The sequence below is a fragment of the Luteimonas campi genome, assembly GCF_051162505.1.
Taxonomy (GTDB): Bacteria; Pseudomonadota; Gammaproteobacteria; order Xanthomonadales; family Xanthomonadaceae; genus Luteimonas.
Map to the genome: position 1 here is coordinate 25,277 of NZ_JBNWEM010000006.1, position 19,995 is coordinate 45,271.

At 70.3% G+C, this 19,995-nt stretch carries 11 protein-coding genes; 1 reads left to right on the forward strand and 10 read right to left on the reverse strand.

Annotation, left to right across the window (positions count from 1 at the left end; genetic code table 11):
- Positions 1-94 precede the first annotated feature (94 nt).
- Entirely contained in the window at positions 95-907 is an 813-nt protein-coding gene (ubiT, locus tag ACQYVW_RS15615; protein WP_434947610.1) for a ubiquinone anaerobic biosynthesis accessory factor UbiT, read from the forward strand.
- 242 nt (positions 908-1,149) lie between these two features.
- On the opposite strand, the gene ACQYVW_RS15620 is transcribed toward ubiT, so the two are convergent.
- The 10 genes from ACQYVW_RS15620 to ACQYVW_RS15665 all read right to left on the reverse strand — a co-directional run bounded on the left by ACQYVW_RS15620 (position 1,150) and on the right by ACQYVW_RS15665 (position 19,968).
- A complete protein-coding gene (locus ACQYVW_RS15620) occupies positions 1,150-2,034 on the reverse strand; it encodes a U32 family peptidase (RefSeq protein WP_434947611.1) in 885 nt (294 codons plus the stop codon).
- A gap of 18 nt (positions 2,035-2,052) precedes the next feature.
- A complete protein-coding gene (gene ubiU / locus ACQYVW_RS15625) occupies positions 2,053-3,051 on the reverse strand; it encodes a ubiquinone anaerobic biosynthesis protein UbiU (protein WP_434947612.1) in 999 nt (332 codons plus the stop codon).
- A complete protein-coding gene (locus ACQYVW_RS15630; RefSeq protein WP_434947613.1) occupies positions 3,051-4,595 on the reverse strand; it encodes a UbiD family decarboxylase in 1,545 nt (514 codons plus the stop codon). Before ACQYVW_RS15630 ends, ubiU begins: the two co-directional genes overlap by 1 nt.
- Positions 4,596-5,136: 541 nt before the next feature.
- The gene (locus tag ACQYVW_RS15635) at positions 5,137-6,699 is read right to left on the reverse strand and encodes a sodium/sugar symporter (protein WP_434947614.1); all 1,563 of its coding nucleotides are present in this window, start codon (positions 6,697-6,699) and stop codon (positions 5,137-5,139) included.
- Positions 6,700-6,923: 224 nt separating this feature from the next.
- Positions 6,924-8,336, reverse strand: coding sequence for a sugar porter family MFS transporter (locus ACQYVW_RS15640; RefSeq protein ID WP_434947615.1), 1,413 nt, complete (start codon positions 8,334-8,336; stop codon positions 6,924-6,926).
- Positions 8,337-8,625: 289 nt separating this feature from the next.
- Positions 8,626-11,067, reverse strand: coding sequence for a glycoside hydrolase family 95 protein (locus tag ACQYVW_RS15645; protein WP_434947616.1), 2,442 nt, complete (start codon positions 11,065-11,067; stop codon positions 8,626-8,628).
- A 19-nt stretch (positions 11,068-11,086) separates the two neighbouring features.
- The gene (locus tag ACQYVW_RS15650) at positions 11,087-13,945 is read right to left on the reverse strand and encodes a TIM-barrel domain-containing protein (protein ID WP_434947617.1); all 2,859 of its coding nucleotides are present in this window, start codon (positions 13,943-13,945) and stop codon (positions 11,087-11,089) included.
- Between the two features lie 4 nt (positions 13,946-13,949).
- Positions 13,950-15,743: a DUF5597 domain-containing protein gene (locus tag ACQYVW_RS15655; protein ID WP_434947716.1), complete on the reverse strand. Its 1,794-nt coding sequence runs from the start codon at positions 15,741-15,743 to the stop codon at positions 13,950-13,952.
- An 8-nt stretch (positions 15,744-15,751) separates the two neighbouring features.
- A complete protein-coding gene (locus ACQYVW_RS15660; RefSeq protein WP_434947717.1) occupies positions 15,752-17,581 on the reverse strand; it encodes a sialate O-acetylesterase in 1,830 nt (609 codons plus the stop codon).
- A 191-nt stretch (positions 17,582-17,772) separates the two neighbouring features.
- Positions 17,773-19,968 (reverse strand): WD40/YVTN/BNR-like repeat-containing protein, encoded by a 2,196-nt coding sequence (locus tag ACQYVW_RS15665; RefSeq protein ID WP_434947618.1) that lies wholly within the window; start codon positions 19,966-19,968, stop codon positions 17,773-17,775.
- Positions 19,969-19,995 lie beyond the last annotated feature (27 nt).

The window sequence follows — 19,995 nt, forward strand, 5'->3', positions numbered from 1 at the left end:
GACGGCCACGGGAACACGATTCCGTGCAGGAGCAACCACCATCCGACCCCGACCCGCCTCTCCGCAGGTCCCGCCACCGCCGCTCGCGTCGCGCGTGCTGCTCGCTTGCGCACGCCACGGCATCGACCGCGTCGACGACGGCATGCTGGGGTTGCTGGCGCTGCGTCGGCTGATGTCGGCGGCGGCCGGGCGCCAGAAGCGCGCGCTGGGCCGGCCTCTGCGCGACGAGGCACGCGAATCGCAGGTGCGCCGGCGCGCGCGCCTCCTCGCGCAACGCCTGCGCGTCTCCACCGAAACCGCCGACGCCCTGGCCTCCCTGCTGTTCGCCGATGCCCTGCGCCAGCAGACGCTGCAGGGCGCGCGCGCGGCGACTCAGGCCGCCTGTTCCGACTTCCGCCACACGAGCAACACCGATATGGACCGAGCCCACGCCCTGCTGCGCCTGATCCCGCCCCCTGCCCGCTGGCGGCCCCTGCTGCGGCTTGCCCCGCCACCGCTGCGCGACCGGCTCGTGGCCCGCGCGCTGTCGCAGGCGCTCTCGCCCGCGCACATCGGCAGTGCGCTCGACGACATCGCAGGACGCCGCCTCGGCCTGGAGATCAGCGACCTGGGCCAGCGTTGCGTGCTGGAGTGGCGCAACGGCCGGCTGCATGCCGGGCACGCACCGGCCGAAGCGACGGTGCGCGGCACGGCGACCGACCTGCTGCTGCTCGCCGCCCGGCTGGAGGATGCCGACACCCTGTTCTTCCAGCGGCGCTTGGTACTCACCGGCGATACCGAGCTGGGCTTGACCGTGCGTAACCTGCTCGACCGCATGCCCTGGGAGGCGGTGCCCCTGGCGCTGCGCATCGTCCTGCATCGCGGTGGACATTTCGCCCGCGCGGCGCGGGAAGCCTACCGCGCCTGAAGGCACCGTACCCTGCCATCCGCGTGCACGCTGACAGCACGTCCACTCTCCCATTCCACTGGCTCGGACAATGGAGATGTGGATGCGCGCCGCGGTGCCCGTGGGTGGCGGTGTCCTGTTGCCCTGTCCTGGAAGATCGGTAGAAGAGCAGGAACATGCGCCGCTCTCGCGGATGGGTCGCCCCGACCGCGACGCGCTTGTAGCGGGAGTGACGGGACGCGGCGCGTGCCGCCGACCCGCCTTCAGGCCGGCGGCTGCGCCAGCGAGGCCTTGCCCGGCTGGCCATCCCAGTAGCCATTGCGCGCGCCTGCTGGCGCGGGCGCTTCGGGCGCGGCCAGACCGGCATGGAAGCGCCACACCACCTCCGCCATGCACTCGGCCTGCGGCGACAGGCGCAGGGCGCCCACGCCCAGCGCCGCCAGCTCATCGCGCTGCGGCAGCATGTCCACCACCTCGGCGCCCTGGACCTGGATGCCGTTGATCGTCATGAACGGCCCGCCTTCGCGGGTGGCCAGCGGCAGGCCGTCGGGATGCTCGATGCAGCGGAAGCCGCACTGGTCCTTGGGGACGTCCATCGCGCGCGCGGTGAAGCAGCGTGCGGAGTAGGCCAGCGGCAGCCGCCCCCAGGCCGGCATCTCCAGCTCGGGCATCGTGCCGCCTTCGGCCTCAAGCGCGGCGCGCAGTTCCTGCAGCAGTTGGCGGCCCTGCTCGACGCCGGGCACCCAGCGGTACAGTCCGTCGTCCATCAGCATCGCCAGGGCGCGGTGGTTGTACACGTTGAGCGTCGGCCCACCGACGAAGGGCAGACGACGTTCTCGGCACACCTGCACCGCGGACAGGTCGTTGGCCTCGATCCGGTAGCCGCCTTGCGCCACCTGGCGGCGCAGCGCACCCAGCTCCGATTCGGCTTCGATCAGCGCCAGCGTCGAGAGCACCACTTCCTTGCCGGCGTCGGCGAGTTCCCGCGCGATCTCCAGCCAGTTGCGCAGGCGCAGTTCGCGGCGCTTGCTGCAGATCGTTTCGCCCAGATAGACGATGTCGACGGGCCAGCCCGCCGCCTCGCGATAGAACGCGAGCACCTGTTCGCGCGGCCAGAAGTACTGCAGCGGCCCGAGACTGAGTTTCATCGATGCGTACTCCTGCGTTCAGTGCCAGGCGCGGTGGTAGGGGCCGAGCGTGGTCTGCTGCCCTTCCGCGTGCGCGGCCAGCGCCTGCTGCCAGGCCGCTTCGGTGGTCCAGCGCTGCGGATCGGCGCGGTAGCGGTCGATCGCCTGGCGCCAGGTGGTGGCCACCGCACGCACATAGGCCACGCCGCGCTGCCGGCCTTCGACCTTCAGCGCCACCACGCCGGCTTCGGCCAGCTGCGGCAGCAGCTCCAGCGTGTTGAGGCTGGTCGGTTCCTCCAGCGCGTGGAAGATCTCGCCGCCCACCGCATAACGGCCCTTGCAGACGGTCGGATAGCCCGCCGGCTCGCCGTCGCCGAAGCGGTCGATCAGCATGCCGTTCAGGCGCACGCTGCGGCTGTTGTCGGCATGCTCGTCCCAGCGCACGAAGCTGGCCGGCGAGCAGACGCCGTGGCGATTGGGCGAGACCCCGGTGACGTAGCTCGACAGCTGGCAGCGCCCCTCGACCATGATGCACAGGCTGCCGAAGGCGAACACTTCCAGCGGGACCGGCGAGGCCGCGCACAGGCGCTGCACCTGCTGCAGCGCCAGCACCCGCGGCAGCACCGCGCGGGCGATGCCGAAGCGCTCGAAGGCATAGGTCAGCGCGGCGGCGGTGGTGGCCGAGCCCTGCACCGACAGGTGTCGCGCCAGCCCCGGATGGGCACGGCAGGCGTAGTCGAGCACGCCCATTTCCGCGGCGATGATCGCGTCCACGCCCAGCGCCGCGGCATGGTCGACCGCGCCCTGCCAGTACGGCAGGCGCACGCTGTCGGGATAGGTATTGAGCGCGAGGTAGACCTTGCGCCCGCGCGCGTGCGCATAGGCGATGCCGCGGCGCAGTTCCTGTTCGTCGAAGTTCAGGCCGGGGAAGGCGCGCGCGTTGGTCTGGTCGCGCAACCCGGCGTAGACCGCGTCGGCGCCCGCATCGATCGCGGCCTGCAGCGCGGGCAGATTGCCCGCAGGACATACCAGTTGCATCAGCGACTCCCTGTGTCGGTGATATCGGCCATGGACGCCGGCGGAGGTCCAGCCATCGGTCCCGGATGCTGCAAGCGCGTGGCCTGCAACTGCGCCCACAGCGCATCGACGCGGCGCTCCACCTGCGGGTCGGGCACGATCGGCCGGCCCCATTCGCGATCCGATTCGCCGGGCCACTTGCGGGTCGCGTCGAGCCCGAGCTTGGAGCCGAGGCCCGCCACCGGCGAGGCGAAGTCGAGGTAGTCGATCGGCGTGTTCTCGACCAGCAGCATGTCGCGCGCGGGGTCCACGCGCGTGGACAGCGCCCACAGCACCTGGCCCCAGTCGCGCACGTCGATGTCGTCATCGACGACGATCACGAACTTGGTGTAGGTGAACTGGCGCAGGTACGACCAGACCGCCATCATCACGCGCCGCGCGTGGCCGGCATACTGCTTGCGGACCGACACCACCGCGATGCGGTACGAACACGCCTCCGGCGGCAGGTGGAAATCCACGATCTCCGGGAACACTCGCTGCATGATCGGCACGAACACGTCGTTGAGCGCGGCCGACAGCACCGAGGGCTCGTCGAAGGGCGCGCGCCCCATGTAGCTGCCGTGGTAGATCGCGCCCTGGCGCAGGCGCATCCGCGCCACGGTCAGAACCGGGAACCGGCCCTGCGCGTTGTAATAGCCGGTGTGGTCGCCGAACGGGCCTTCGATCGCGGTGTCACCCGGATGGATGAAGCCTTCGAGCAGGATCTCGGCACCGGCGGGCGCGTCCAGGCCGGTCGCCTCGCTGTGCCACACGCGCGTGCGCTCGCCGCGCAGCAGGCCCGCGAACTCGTATTCCGACAGGGTATCGGGGATCGGCGCAACCGCGGCCAGCATCGTCGCCGGGTCGGCGCCGATCGCCACCAGCACCGGGAACGGCTGGTCCGGATGCTGCTGCCGCCAGGCAGCGTAGTCGAGTGCGCCACCGCGGTGCGGCAGCCAGCGCATGATCAGGCGGTTGCGCGCGATCGGCTGCTGGCGGTAGATCGCCACGTTCTGGCGGCGCCGCTGCGGTCCGCGGGTGACGACCAGACCGAAGGTGAGCAGGCGGTCGACATCCCCGGGCCAGCAATGCTGGATCGGCAGCCGCGACAGGTCGACATCCCCGCCTTCGATCACGTGCTCGCAGAACGCGGCCTCGCGCACGCGCCGCGGCGCGGCATGCGCCAGCTGCGCCAGGCCGGGCCAGGCGCCCAGCGCCTCGCGCATCGATCCCGGCCAGTCGGGTTCCTTGAGCCGCGCCAGCAGTTCGCCCAGCTCGCGCAGCGAGGACAGCGGCCGGTCGCCGAGCGCGAGCTCGATGCGGCGGCGATGGCCGAACAGGTTGCCGAGCAGCGGGTGGCGCGATCCGGTGGCCTGGCGCATCAGCAGCGCCGGGCCCTGTTCGCGCAGCGCGCGCAGGCTCAGCGCCGTGCTTTCGAGCACCGGATCGACCGGCGCATCGATCCGCAGCAGGTCGCCACGCGCGGACAGGCGATCGAGATAGCCGCGCAGATCGTGGAAACTCATGCGCAACCGCCCGTGGCGCGCAGGCGCTGCGTGCATGTCGCCGGCGCGGGCGACCGTCCGGTGACGCCGCGCCCCGGAGCACACGCCCCCTGACGGGCGCGACGCACGCCCCGCTGGTTCCCCTTCATGCCCACCTGTCCGCACCTGCAGCGCGTGATGATGCGCGGCGGCGGCGGCGCGTCGTCTGACCTGGATCAAGCGCGGCGCGATCGACTCACGCCTGCGGGAGCGTGGCCGCCACGGCCGGATGTCTGCATTCGGCGGGCAGTGTCGACAGGACCGCCGGTCGGTCCGGACGCAGGAAATGACGCGTCATGACGGCGGCACCGATCCAAGCCGCGATATCGCGGCATGGATGCCGCGCCACCCGCGAGACGACGCTTTCCCGGTGTTGCCCTGGCGCGTCCCTGCTGGCGCGGCCCAGGCCGTCAGACGCGCATCGCGACCGGATGGGAACGCCGTCCGGGCACCTGCATCGCGCAACGTGCCCCGGTGCCCGGTCTGGCCCGCAGGCACGATACGCGCGCGGGCACGGGGGCGGCTACCAGAACAATGTGTACAGCGCCGCCAGGATCGCCAGCACCGCGATCGCGCCGACGTTGAACGCGCCACTGGTGCGGTAGTCCACGTCGCGGGTCCGGATGATGTCCTTCTCCGGCGCATGCCGGGTCGCGAGCGACACCACCACCGCCAGCGCAAGGGCGAGCAGGAACACCAGGCCGACCCGGTCGATGAAGGGCAGCGATGGCCAGGCCAGCTTGAGCAGGATCGACAGCGCGAACGAGCCGATCGCGGCGGCCAGCGCGCCGGCCTCGTTGGCGCGCTTCCAGAACAGGCCCAGCACGAAGATCACCACGATGCCCGGGGTGAAGAAGCCGGTGTATTCCTGGATGTACTGGAAGGCCTGGTCGAAGCTGCCCAGCAGCGGCCGGGCGGTGAGGATGCCGAGCAGCACCGCGAGGGCGGCCGCGATGCGCCCCACCCGTACCAGCCGCTGCTGGTCGGCCTGGGGCGCGCGCTTGGCGTAGAAATCGAGGGTGAAGATCGTCGCCACCGAGTTGATCTTGGACGCCAGCGAGGCCACGATCGCCGCGACCAGCGCCGCGAACACCAGGCCAAGGATGCCGGTGGGCAGCAGCCGCATCATGGTCGGGTAGGCCTCGTCCGGCCGCGAGAGCTCCGGCGCCAGCATCACCGCGGCAATACCCGGCAGCACCACGATCACCGGCATCAGCAGCTTGAGGAAGGCGGCGAACAGCACGCCCTTCTGCGCCTCGTGGATGTCCTTGGCGGCCAGCGCGCGCTGGATGATGTACTGGTTGAAGCCCCAGTAGCTGATGTTCATGATCCACATGCCGCCGATCAGCACGCTGATGCCCGGCAGGTCCTTGTAGAACGGGTTGTCCTTGTCGAGGATCATCTCGAAGTGGCCGGGGTGTTCGGCCCACAGGCGGTTGAAGCCGGCCACGATGCCACTGCCCTCGCCCAGCTGGTTGAGTGTGAGCCCGGCCACCAGCAGGCCGCCGAGCACCAGCAGGGTCACCTGCACGATGTCGGTCAGCGCCACGGCCTTGAGCCCGCCGTAGAGCTGGTAGGCCAGCGCGAACAGGCCGATCAGCACCACCGCCAGCATCTGGTCCATGCCGGTGACTTGGCTCACCGCGATCGCGCCCAGCCACAGGATCGAGGTGATGTTGACGAACACGTACAGGCCCAGCCAGAACACCGCCATCACCGTGCGGATGCGGGTGCCGTAACGCTGCTCGAGGAACTGCGGCATAGTGTAGATGCCGTTGCGCAGGAACACCGGCAGGAACCACTTGCCGACGATCAGCAGGGTCGCCGCCGCCATCCATTCGTAGGAGGCGATCGCCAGGCCGATGGCATAGCCCGAGCCGGACATGCCGATGATCTGCTCGGCCGAGATGTTGGCCGCGATCAGCGAGGCGCCGATCGCCCACCAGGGCAGCGACCTGCTAGCGAGGAAATAGTCCTGCGCGTCCTTGCTGTGCCCCGCCTTCTCGCGCGAAACCCACTGCGCCAGCACGAACACGCCGGCCAGGTAGGCCAGCACGATCCCGATATCGAGGCTCGACAGCTGCATTGCGTGCTCCCGCTGCGATCAGACGCGGATGGTCCGAAGGCAACTCGTCATGACCACCGCGTCGTCCCCGCGCACGCGGGAGGCGTCTTCCAGCCGGCCAAGGCTGGTCATCCACGATCCCAACCGCATGGATGGCCAGCCTTCCAGGCTGCTGCAAGGCGCTTCCCGCTTTTTCGGGAACGACGATCTTTTCCCCGCACTGCCCGCCGGCGCAGCAGAGGGCGTCAGCCCTCCATCTGCTCCAGCTCTCGGCCCTTGGTTTCGTGCACGAACTTGAGTACGAAGAACACCGACAGCACCGCCATCGCCGTGTAGATGCCATAGGCCGTGGCCAGGCCAATGCCCGCCAGCAGCATCGGGAAGGTCCAGGTGATGAAGAAGTTCGCCACCCACTGCGCGAGGCCCGCCACCGCCAGGCCCGAACCGCGGATCTGGTTGGGGAACATCTCGCCCAGCATCACCCACATCACCGGGCCCCAGGACATGTTGAAGAACACCACATAGGCATTGGCCGCGACCAGGGCCAGCGTGCCCATCGAACCGGACAGCTGCAGCTTGCCGGCGGCATCGACGCCGCCGGTGGCGAAGGCGAACGTGACCAGGCCCAGCGTCGCCGCCATGCCCACCGAGCCGATCCACAGCAGCGGCTTGCGGCCCACCTTGTCGATCAGCAGCACGGTCACGATGCAGGCGCCGATGCTGAGCGCGCCCGAGATCACGTTGATCAGCAGCGCGTCGCTTTCGGAGAAGCCCACCGCCTGCCACAGCACCGCGCCGTAGTAGAACACCACATTGATGCCGACCAGCTGCTGGAAGGTGGCCAGGCCCACGCCGACCCAGACGATCGGGCGGATCCTGCCGGTGGCCTTGCTGACCAGGTCGGACAGCCTCGGGCGGTGGTGGTCGCTGGCCAGCGAGGCGTCGATCTCGCCGAGCTTGCGCTCGCCCTGGATCGCGCCGTACAGACGCGACAGCACGCCCTGCGCGCGCTCGCGCAGGCCGCGCGCCACCAGGTAGCGCGGGCTCTCGGGGATGAAGAACAGCAGGAACAGGAACAGGAACGCGGGCACCAGCTCGGCCCAGAACATCCAGCGCCAGGCTTCGTAGTCCCACCACAGCATGGCGGTGGACGCGGTGGCCAGGCGCGCGAGCAGATAGTTGCTCAGGAACGAGGCGAACAGGCCGGAGATGATCGCGATCTGCTGCACCGTCGCCAGCCGCCCGCGATAGCGCGCCGGCGCCACTTCGCTGATGTAGGCCGGCGACATCACGCTTGCGGCACCGACGGCGAAACCGCCGATCACGCGGTAGATGACGAACTCCGCCGACGAGGTGGCGATGCCCGAACCCCAGGCCGAGACGATGAAGAACACCGCGGCCCACAGCAGCATCGTGCGGCGCCCGTAGCGGTCTGCCAGGGTGCCGGCGAACCAGGCGCCGATGGCACAGCCCAGCAGCATCGAGGCGACGTTGAACCCAGTGACAGCGGCATCGGAGTTGAAGGCCGCGGTGATGCCGTCGACGGTGCCGTTGATCACGCCACTGTCGTAGCCGAACAGGAAGCCGCCGATGGTGGCGACCAGGCTGATCAGGATGATGAAGCGCGTGTTCTCACCTGATGCGTTGGGACTGCTCATTCGCTCCCTCCCGGGGAATTGCATTCGATCTTTCGTGTCGGCATGCGATGCGGCGCACTCCTGCGTGCCGCCGGAGCCGCGACCCCGCCGGCGGACAGGCGGCCCAATCGCCGCAGGTCGACGCGATCAGCGTGCGACCTTCGGCAGGACAACGCCTGGCCACCGGATGACTGCGCTGTCATCGGCGCGACAGGGTAATCGCAATGCGCGGCGAGTGGATTCTGCATTGCAGCAAAACCGGTTCGGTTGCGATTGAAACGGCAGCGGCCACGTCCGGATCCCCACGTCCTCAAGCCCGCACCAGGCCGCGTGGCCCCGAACGAAGCCTCGCCGATTCCCCCGCGCCCAGCGCCAGCGCCAGCTCACCGCCCCGATAGTCGATGCGGTATTCGCCGCCGCGTTCGCTGTGCAGGATTGCGTGGTGCAGGACGCCCTCGCCCCAGGCCAGGTCCAGCCGTGCGGCGTTGCGCACACGCACGCCACGCAGCTCGCCTGTCGCCCAGTCCCGGGGCAGCGCCGGCAGCAGGAACACCGTGCCGCCCCAGCTCTGCACCAGCATCTCGGTGATGCCCGCGGCGCCGCCGAAGTTGCCGTCGATCTGGAACGGCGGATGCGCGTCGAACAGGTTGGGGTAGGTGCGCGACGGGCTGAGCAGCATGCGCAGAATCTTCATCGCGCGCTCGCCGTCGCGCAGCCGCGCCCACAGGTTCAGGCGCCAGCCGATGCCCCAGCCGGTGGCCTCGTCGCCGCGGATCTCCAGCGAGCGGCGCGCGGCCGCGGCGAGCGCAGGCGTGTCGCGCGGATTGATCTGGCTGGAGGGGTGCAGCGCGTACAGGTGGGAGACGTGGCGATGGTCGATCTCGGGCGCCGCCATGTCCCAGTCGGCCTGCCACTCCTGCAGCTGGCCGGCCTTGCCGACGCGATGCGGCGGCAGGCGTTCGCGCAGCGTGGCCAGACGCGCGGCCAGGTCCGCATCCACGCCGAGCATGCCTGCGATCTGGATGCACTGGTCGAACAGGTCGCGCAGGATCTGCGCGTCCATCGACGGGCCGGCGCACAGCGTGGCGCCGTGCGGGTGCACGTTCTCCGGCGAGATCGAGGGCGCGGTGACCATCGCGCCCGTGTCCGGGTCTTCGACCAGAGTAGCGGCGAAGAACTCGGCCGCGCCGCGGAACAGCGGCCACACCCGGGCCAGGTAGTCGGGGTCGCGGCCATAGTCCCAGCGGTCCCACAGGTGCTGCAGCAGCCAGGCTCCGCCCAGCGGCCACATCCCCCACTGCGCGCCGTCGATGGGGGCGGTGGCGCGCCACAGGTCGGTGTTGTGGTGCGCGACCCAGCCCGGCGCATCGTACATCCGGCGCGCGGTCCGCGCGCCCGACTCGGCCAGCTCGAACACCATGCGCTCCAGCGGCTCGACGCACTCGGCCAGCGCATTGGCCTCGCTGGGCCAGTAGTTCATCTGGGTGTTGATGTTGATCGTGTACTTGCTCTCCCAGGGCGGCTGCATCAGGTCGTTCCAGATGCCCTGCAGATTGGCCGGCTGGCTGCCGGGCCGGGAGCTTGCGATCAGCAGGTAGCGGCCGAACTGGTGGTAGAGCGCTGCCAGCTGCGGATCGTGGTCGTCGGCGAAGCGGGCGACGCGCTCGTCGGTGGGCAGCGCCGCAACCGCCGGCGCCGTGGCGCCGAGATCGATCGACACGCGCCGGAACAGGGCGCGATGCGCGGCGACATGCGCCTCGCGCATCGCCTGCCAGCTGCGTGCAGCCGCACGCGCAAGCTGATCCTGGCTGATCGCCTCCGGATCGCCGGATACGTCCGCGGAGCTGCGGAAGCTGGTGGCGGCGGTGAGCAGCAGCACGACTTCGTCGGCATCGCGCACTTCGATGCGATCGCCCTGTCTCCGCAGCGTGCCGCCGCGCGGCAGCACCCGCAGCCGCGCGGCGAAGCGCAGGCTGCCATCGATGCCGAACGCGGCCTCGTTGCGGCCGCGCAGCAGCAGGCCGGCCTCGCCGTCGGGCTCGACGCTGGCCGACGGCTGATCGCTGGCCAGCCCGATGCGCAGCGAGATGCGGCCCGGCTTGTCGCCCGACAGGCGCACCGCCACGCACTGGTCGACCGGCGAGACGAACACCTCCCGCCGGTGCTGCAGCCCGCGCGCTTCGAAGTCCGACGTGGCCACCGCGGTATCGAGGTCGAGCTCGCGCCGGTAGCCGTTGGTTTCGGCGATCTCGAAAAAGTCCAGCACCAGGTCGCCCAGTGGCTGGTAGGGCATCTGCTTCACCGGCCGGCCCATCATCTCCGCGTTGGCCAGCGCCTCGGCCTCGGCGTAGCGGCCGGCGAACAGCAGCCGCCGCACCTCGGGCAGGGCCGCCAGCGCCCCGGGCGGCGTCGGATCGTAAGGCCCGCCCGCGTAGAGCGTGTCCTCGTTGAGCTGGATGCGCTCGTGCTTGCCGCCGCCCCAGACCATCGCGCCCAGACGGCCGTTGCCCAGCGGCAGCGCCTCGACCCACTGCGTGGCCGGACGCGGATACCACAGTCGCAGCGCGTCCCAGCCGCGGGGCGCGCTGCCGGTTGCGTGGGCCGCGGCGCCGCTGGCCTGTGCCGCCGCGTGCGGGCCGGCAACGTCGCCGGATGCCGCTGCCTTGCCCAGGCCGGCAGCGCCCGCACCGCCGGCGACCGCGGCCAGCGCGGCCGCCTTCAGCGCCTCGCGTCGGCGGGGATCGAAACTCACGCGCGCACGCTCCGCGCCCTCATGTCGCCGGGCGCATGACGACCTGCGCCTTGCCGTCGTAGCGCACGGTCACGTCCGCCGCGGGTTCCAGCACGCCATTGTCGCCGCGCGGGCCGTCGACGAAGCGCACGCGCACCTCGCGCTGCGTCGCCATGCCCGGATACGCACCCTCGCGCGCGCCGATCGACAGTTGGCCCTTGGCCTCGTCCCAGGCCAGCGGAATCCGCGCGGACTCGCCCCGCTCGTAGCCGTAGCTGCGCCCGTTGTCCTCGTACAGCGAGAAGCTGCCGTCGGCGCCGGTGTAGACCTCGATCGTCAGCGGCGCATCCGGCTGCTCGTCGACGTACTGCTGCACCACCGTACGCGGCACGATCGAGCCGGCGCGCACGAACAGAGGCATGCGCTGCAGCGGCGCGGCGGCGGTGATGGTCTGCCCGCCTTCGTGGCGCTGCCCGGTTTCGAAGTCGATCCACTGCGCGCCGGCCGGCAGGTAGACCTCGCGGCTGGTGGCCTTGAACTGCGTGACCGGCGCGACCAGGAAGGCAGGTCCGAACAAGTACTGGTCGGCGATGTCGCGCGCCTTGGCGTCGGCGGGGAAGTCCATCGCCAGCGCGCGCAGGATGGTGCCATCGCGGTGCCAGGTATCGCCCGCCAGGGTGTAGATGTAGGGCAGCAGGGTGTAGCGCAGCTTGAGGTAGTGCACGAAGCTGTCGTAGTGCGGCGTGCCCTCGGGCGCGATCTCCCAGATCTCGCGGTAGGGGAACTGGCCGTGCAGGCGGAACACCGGCACGAAGGCGCCGTGCTGGAACCAGCGCAGGCTCAGTTCCCGCCACTCGGGCAGGTGCGCCGGATCCTTGGTCTCGTAGCGGCGCTCGGGCGAGAAGCCGCCGATATCGAAGCTCACGTTCGGCGCGCCCGCCATCGAGGCGTTGACCAAGCCGGAGATCTGCTCGCGATAGTCCTCCCAGCGCGGCACGATGTCGCCGCTCCAGAACGCCGCGCCCGCACGCTGCTGCCCGGCGAAGTAGGCGCGCGAGAGGATGAACACGCGCTTGTCCGGCTCGACCTCGCGCGAGCCGCGGTACACGCCCTCCGAATGCGGCAGCGGATAGGCGTTGAAGTACTCGGTCGACGAGCCCAGCGCGTTGGGCATGGTGCGTGCCTTGCGCTCGCCGATGTCGATATTGCTGTGCAGGTCCGGCTCGGACGCGTCCAGCCACCAGGCGTCGAAGCCCTTGCTGTTGAGCTTGGTGTTGACCTGGCGCCAGAAGATGTCCTGCGCCTCCTTGGTAAACGGATCGTAGAAGGAGTTCAGATAGCCCTTGCCGATCCAGTCCAGCTCACTGACCTCGACGTTGCGCTTGTACATGTAGCCGGCGGCGTCGAGTTCCTTGTAATGCTCGGTGGTCGGGTAGAACTTGGGCCACACCGAGATCATGATCTGCGCGTTCCGGTCGTGCACATGCTTGACCATGCCGTCTGCATCAGGGAAGTGCTTCGGGTCGAAGTCGTGCGAGCCCCAGGCGTCCTCGGGCCAGTACGACCAGTCGAGCACGATGGCGTCGATCGGCAGCTTGCGGCGGCGGTACTCGTCCAGCGCACCGGTCAGTTCGGCCTGGGTCTTGTAGCGTTCCCGGCTCTGCCAGAAGCCGTAGGACCACTTGGGCAGCAGCACCGCCTTGCCGGTGAGTTCGCGATAGCCGGCGATCACGCCGTCGGTATCACTGGCGGCCACCACGTAGTAGTCGATCACCTGCGCGGCCTCGGACCAGATCGACAGGTCGCCGGCCTCGTCGGCCGGCAGCGGATCGCGGCCCTGCAGGGCCAGGTAGGCCGGCTCGATCCGGTCCCATTCGATGCGCAGGTCGTGCTTCTGCCCGGCCTTGAGGTCGAGCGCGAACTCGTGGTGCCAGGGATTCCAGTTCTGGCGCCAGCGGTCGATCACCAGCTTGCCGTCGACGTAGAGCTTGGCGTACTCGCTGTTGTAGAGCGAGAAGGTGTGGCGTCCATCCGTGCGCGCGGCGATCTGCCCTTCCCAGACCACGTCGCTGCGCCCGCCCGGGGCCGTGTTCTTGCCCTCGTCGGGGAAAGCCTCGAGGCCGGAAATGAACTGGTAGTCGATCTTCTCCTCGCGCCGTGCCAGCTTGACCTCGCCGTCGATGGAATAGGTCGCGGTCAGCGCGCCTTCCACGCCATCCTTGTCGTAGAGCGTGACCACCTCGCCGATCTGGCGCAGGCCACGCGGATCGCCGTAGCGGGTGATCGAGTTGTTGTCCCAGAGGATGCCGTAGTTGCGGGTCGAGCTCAGATAGGGAATCGCGTTGTCGATGTTGTGCTGCAGCAGTTCGACGTCGCGGCCCTTGAGGTTCATCCAGCCCTGCTGGTGCAGGCCGGTGCCGTACAGGCCTTCGTCGTCGTGCGGTTCGAAGCGCTGGCGGATGCTGTAGTAGGGCGTGCCGTCGAACTCGGTGGCCTCGAAGCTGCGTCCGCCCGCCACTTCCGAGACCAGCGGCTCGCCGTCGGCATCGAAGAAGGACACGCGGCCGTCCTGCAGCGAGACTTCCGCCGAGATGCCGGCGGCGGCGACGCGCACCGTGCCATCGCCCTCGCTGACCTCGAACTTCGGCGCCGCGCCCTCGCGTTCGACGCGCATGAGGCTGGCGGAACGCTCGAAATCGCCGTCCGGATCGGCGGTGACGCGGATGATGCGGTCGGACACCACCTGCAGGCGCACGTTGGCGGCGCCCTCGCCCACCGGATCGACGATCACGTCGTTGCCGGACTGCGTCCACGGCGTGGCGGCCTGCGCGCCGCAGCCGGCCAGCGCGATGGCCACGGGCAGCGCCAGCAGGCGCGGGAATCGGGTGAGTCGGGTCATGGCGTCAGTCCTCCTGCGGGTCGACGTCGGTAGTGGTGCGATAGGTCGCGAGGCTTACGCGCAGCAGCTGCACTGCGTCGGAGAAGTTGAGGCCGTAGTCGGTCTGGTCGCCGTTCCAGTTGCGGTGGAACTGCCACGCACCGTCGGCATAACGCCCTTCCTCGACGCGGTCGTAGATCAGCGCCTCGCCAGCCGCGGCCGGGTGCAGGGTCACGCGCGCGTGCATGCCGGTGACCAGGAACTCGTCCGGACCCAGCTCGGCGATCAGCGCGCCGCCGATCGGCTCGGGATTGCCCGGTACCGCGCCCTGGAACCAGAAATGCGGCAGGCCGTAGCCGATGGTCGCGTTCCAGCGGTCGTTGAGGCGGATGGTCTGCTCCGGCACGCCGGGCTGCTCGGCCACCCCGTGCAGGCGGCCTTCGGAGGCGGCCTTTGCGAACTCGCGCATGCCCTGGTTGACCAGGGCGAAGCCCAGCGCAAACGGCGCGATGGTCTCCGGCGTGGTGCGCTTCACGCCCAGCGGATAGTTGCCATAGGGCGTGTAGTCCATGCCGAAGGGCACCCAGCCGATGCCGTCATGACCCAGCGCGGCGAACAGGTAGCGCGCATACGTCGCCGAGTTGCCGGTCTCGGCCACGAACAGGGCGTTGTCCGGCCGCGCATAGCGCTCGAGTACGGTGGTGTAGTTCACGTACTCGGGCATGTAGATGTCGGGCGCGAGGATGTCGATGTCCGGTGCCGCGGCCTTGTACACGTCGAGCATGTTGTCGGTCGGCCCGCCGCTGGCGTACTGGCCGGGCTGGCCCGGGTTGAACGGCCCGCGCAGCGCGGCGTTGATGTACATCGGCAGCGGATACTCGGCCTTGCCGGCCTTCGCCACCTCGTTGATGTAATGGGCGATGTGCCAGGCGTGGAAGGTCTCGTCGGCATCGCTCCCGAACACCTGGCGCCAGGTCCCGGGTGCCTTGCCGAGGTGCTCGACCAGCGCCTGCGGCACCTGGCCGTCGAAGACCTGCTGCGCCATGGGCGAGAAGTCGCGCACGCCGCCGTAGGTGCCGGGCTCGTTCTGCGGTTGCACCAGGATCACGGTGCGCTGCGCATCGTGCTCGCGCAGGTGCGCCATCAGCCGGGCGAAAGCGCGGCGATCGGCGTCGAGCGTGGCCTTCGCATGCGGCGAAAGCGAGTTCAGCACCACGCCATCCTCGCGCACCACGCGCGGGAAGCGGGCGTTGTCGAGCTTGACCCAGGCCGGCGCGTAGTTCGGCCCGTTGTTCTTCCAGGTGGCGAACCAGAGCAGGATCAGGCGCTTGTCGTGCGCGCGCGCCTGTTCGAGCAGGTGGTCGACGAACGAGAAGTCGAACCGCCCTTCCTCCGGTTCGATCTGCTCCCAGGCGATCGAGATCGAGAGCGTGTTCGCACCCAGATCGTCCAGCGCCGGCCAGACCTGCCTGAGAGGCTCGGGATAGTTGCTGGAGTTGTGGGCCTGCCCGCCGAGGATCAGGAAGGGCGCCCCGTCGACGATCAGGGCGTGTTTGCCATCGCGGCTTTCGAAGCGGGGCATGGGGCGTTCGACGCCTGCGTGCGGCGCAGCCGCGCGGCCCGCCGCATTCGCCGTCCCGGGTGGGAGCGACGCGGGAGCGGGGTCGCCACCGGCCTCGCGTCCGCAGCCTGCCAGGACGAGCAGTCCGGCGAGCGCGAGCACCCATGCGGAAAGCTGCGCGATGCGCGGGACCGGTTGCGCCGGCCCGCCCTTGCCGCCGTCCACGTACTGCGATCGGGCGCGGACCGGCTGTGGCATCTGCCCGCTCACCAGTTGTCGCTCCGGAACGGCGACGCCGGCAGGCCGCTTGCGCCGGCCAGGTTCGCATCCACCGGCGCGTCGCTCCAGGCGTATCGCACCGCGACCGGTGCCGGCACCGCCTCGCTGCGCACGATCACCCGGCCATCCTCGATCAGCGCCCCGGCCGGGTGGAACACGCGGTCGGCGCCCGCCAGGCGGAAGCCCTGCAGGGCGCCGCCGCCGCGCACCGCCGGCGCATCGCCTTCGAACGCCAGCCGCGCCACACCATCGTCGAACTCCACTTTGGCGAACACCGGCCCTGCGTGCACGACCTCCTCGCCGTAGACCACGCGCCGCGCCGCCAGCGCCAGCCGCTTGCCGACATCCTGCTTGTTCTTCGGGTGGATGTCGGCCACATCGCCGATGTCGATCGCCACCGCCTGTGCGGTGGCGGGCAGCGCCAGCGTGGCCGTCTGCGACTCGCGCAGCACCGCCCAGGGGCTGGTGTCGCCGCGGTCGCCGCCGGAATGCCAGCTGGCGAGCTGCACCCACAGGAATGGCAACTCCGGCGCATTCCACTGCGCGCGCCACTGCCGGATCAGCGCGGGGAACTGCGCGCGGTAACCCATCGCCTGCTCGACGCTGCCGGCATTGGACTCGCCCTGGTACCAGATCACACCGCGCAGCGGGAACGGCTGCAGCGGCGCGACCATCGCGTTGTAGAGCAGCGTGGGCCGCTGGTTCTTGTTGTCGTCGAGCGCCAGCGCGGTGACCTGCGCGGGCCGGAACTTCCATATGCCCGCAAGCGGGCGACGCGCACCGCCAGCCGGCTGCACGAACAGGCCTTCGGCAGGACCGTGGATGCCGCCGCCGCCACCGGTATCTGTGACGCGCACGGCGATCTCGTTGACGCCCGCGCGCAGGGCCGACGCCGGCACCGGGTACTCGCGCGCCAGGTCGTACTGCATGGTGGTGCGCCCCACCTCGACGCCGTTCACCCAGGTGGTGTCGCTGTCGTCGATGCGGCCGACGCCGAGCGTCGCGCCCGCCCGCGCCTCCTCCGCCGTCAGCGTGAAGGTGGTGCGGTACCACGCCACGCCGTCCATCCCGTTCCAGCCCGCGGTTTCCCACAGGCCCGGCACCGGCATCTCGTCCCAGTCCGCGGTGTCGACGCCAGCCCCGTGCCAGCCGCTGTCGTCCGCCGGAAGCCGCCAGCGCGCCACCTGCGCGCGCGCCTGCGCCAGCGCCTGCTCGTCCTCGGCCTTGAGCTGGCGCGCCAGCGCGACCAGGCCATCGCCGTCGATGCCCTGGGTGGCCGCGTCCATCCATGCCTCGATGCTGCTGCCGCCCCAGGTGCTGTCGATGATGCCGATCGGCACGCCTTCGGATGCGCGCAGTTCGCGCGCGAAGAAGTGCGCGACCGCGGAGAAATTGCCTGCCACCGCCGGCGAGGACGCCTGCCATTCGCCACCGGCCAGCTGCCACTGGGGCAGGCCCGCCCACGATTTTGGAATCTTGAAATGACGGATCAACGGATCGGTCGACCGTGCCGTTTCAAGCTCGGCATCGGCCGACTGCGAGATCGGCCATTCCATGTTGGACTGGCCCGAAGCCAGCCAGACATCGCCGACCAGCACGTCGCGCAACTCCTGCGGCGCCTGGCCGTCGTCGACGCGCAGCAGGAACGGACCGCCCGCGCCGCGCGCCGGCAGCAGCACCCGCCAGGCGCCGTTGCCATCGGCTTGGGTCTGGACGGTCGCGCCGTCGAACGAGACATCGACCCTGGCACCGGGCGCAGCCTGCCCCCAGACCGGAATCGCCTGGTCGCGCTGCAGCACCATGCCGTCGGTGAACATGCGCGGCAATTCCACGGCCTGCGCGCCGGCCGACACCAGCAGCAACGCTGCGTAGGCACTGCGGCGGCCGCGGCGCGAAGGGCCGGCATAGGCGACAGCAAGACCCGGCCGGGTCCCGTCGCCCGCGCGCACGGACTTCGCCGCGCCGGTTGTGGCCGCATTGCCGCGCATGCATGAAGCGGACAGCTGTTTCACTGAGGATCTCCGTACCAGATGCCCCGCCCTTCCGTGCCGAAGTACACGCGGCCGTGCAGGCGGGGGTCGCCCGTGACGTGGCGCACGATGCCGCCAAAACGCATTCCGTCGTGATCGATGCGGCGCCAGCTTGCGCCGCTGTCGTCGGAGCGGTGCAGTCCGACGCTGCCGGCCACGCGCCCGTGCAGGAACATCACCGACGCGCCGCCGGCATCCGCAGGAGCGCCCAGGCCGATCGAGCGCGCGTCCTCCACCTTCGCGATGCGCACGGCGCCGTCCAGCGACCAGCGCCACAGCCCGCGCGGGCCCGCCGCCAACCAGCCTTCGCCACGACGTTCCGCCAGCGGGCGCAGCTCCACGCGGGCATCCGCTCCGGCAAGGTCGTGCAGCGTCCAGGCCGCCGCGAACGTTGCACCCCCGTCGGTGCTGACGAGCAAGCGCCCAGCCGTGGCGTCGAAGGCGTAGAAGCGGTCGGGAGCCAGCGGGTCGGCCTCGACCACCGCGCCCTGGCCGAGGCCCCGCACCTGGCGCCACCGCCTGCCATGCGGATCGCCCAGCCAGTGGTGCTGCGCGTTGCGCGGCCGCCAGATCGCATGCCGGCCGTCGGCCGACAGCACGATCCGCCCCGCGCCATCGCCTTCCGGCGGCTCGCTGGCGAATACGGTCCAGTGCCTGCCGCCATCCTCCGACCAGGCGCCGCGGATCGCGCCTGCCGGCCGGTTGTGGAAATAGCCGGTGCGCACCATGTGCAGCGGCGAGTGCGCCGCCATCGCCAGGCTCTCGGTATTGGAGAAGCGCACGCCGGTGAAGCGCTGCTGCGCCGCATCCAGCCGGTCGTGCACGAAGCCATCGACGTCGCCCAGGCCGCTGACCAGGTGCGGACCACGCGGAGGACTGAGCAGCGCCAGCAGCACTGTCTCCTCGAAGCCGGCCTGCGGGAATTCCCACCGGACCAACCCGCCGGCGTCGAACGCACGCGCGTTGCGCGATGCCCAGACGCCGTAGCCGGTGACGAACCAGATCCGCTCCGGATCGTGCGGATCGATCTCGATGTCGGCCATCCAGTGCGGCTTGGCGTCCTGCGTCCACGGCGCCTGCGCATGATCGAAGCGCGAACGCGCGAACATCGGCGCCCAGCTGCGGCCACCGTCGAGGCTGCGATAGAGGTCGTCGCCGGGCTGGTAGCGGCGGAACGTGGACGCGATGATGACGTCCGGATCGTCGGCCTCGACGGCCACCGCGCCCCATCCGAAGCCGCTCGCCCGTCCTGGCGTGCGCGGCAGCGGCGTGATGTCGGTCCAGCTGCCGTCGGCCGGATCGAAGCGGTACACCGCGCCGTCGGCCATGTGGTTCGGACCCGGCTCATCGCCATAGCTCAGCAGCCAGCGTCCGCGTGCATCGCGCACCATGTGGCTCGGGCGCAGGCCGGTCGGCTGCCCGGGCACCGGCTCCCAGCTCGCGCCGCCATCGCGGGACCGGTAGAGGCTGATGGCTTGCGTGGACACACCGGCGTAGACGGTGGACGCGACGTCGCCGGCTGCGCGCGGCTCGAAGACCACGAAGGCGATGCCCACCGGCACCTCGTCGCGCCAGCCCCTGGCCCATGCGTCCCGGGCCTTCGCCGCCGCGGGAAACGCCTCCACTTCAGCCCAATGCATGCCGCCGTCGCGGCTGCGCCACAGCCCGTGCGCGCGCGTCCCGAGCAGCAGCAGGTCGCTGTCGTGGGGATCCACGGCCAGGCGCTCCCCGTTGCCGCGCCCCTGTTCGTTGCCGCCCATCCTGAAAGGCAGTTCGGCACGCTCGAACGTCCTGCCGCGGTCGCGCGAACGCAGGATCGCGCCGTTGGCGCCCCGCGCATGCAGATAGGTGCCGACGGCGAGGTAGAGCCGGTCGGGGTCGGACGGATCCAGCGCCAGGCTCTCGACGCCGAAACGTCCGCGATCGTCCTCGCCCATCCAGTCCAGCAGCGGCGTCCACCGTTGCTCCGCCGGCTCCCAGCGGTATGCGCCGCCGATGTCGGTGCGCGCATAGAGCAGTCCCTGCTCGGCAGGATGGAATACCAGCCCGCTCACGAAGCCGCCGCCACCGATGACGACATTGCGCCAGCGATAATCCTGGGCCTGCACCGGCAGCACGAACGCGAGCCAGCACAGGCAGATCGACAGCCATGCACGCGCCAGGGTCCGGCGCATCTTGCCCGCAGTTCCTCCTCGCACCCG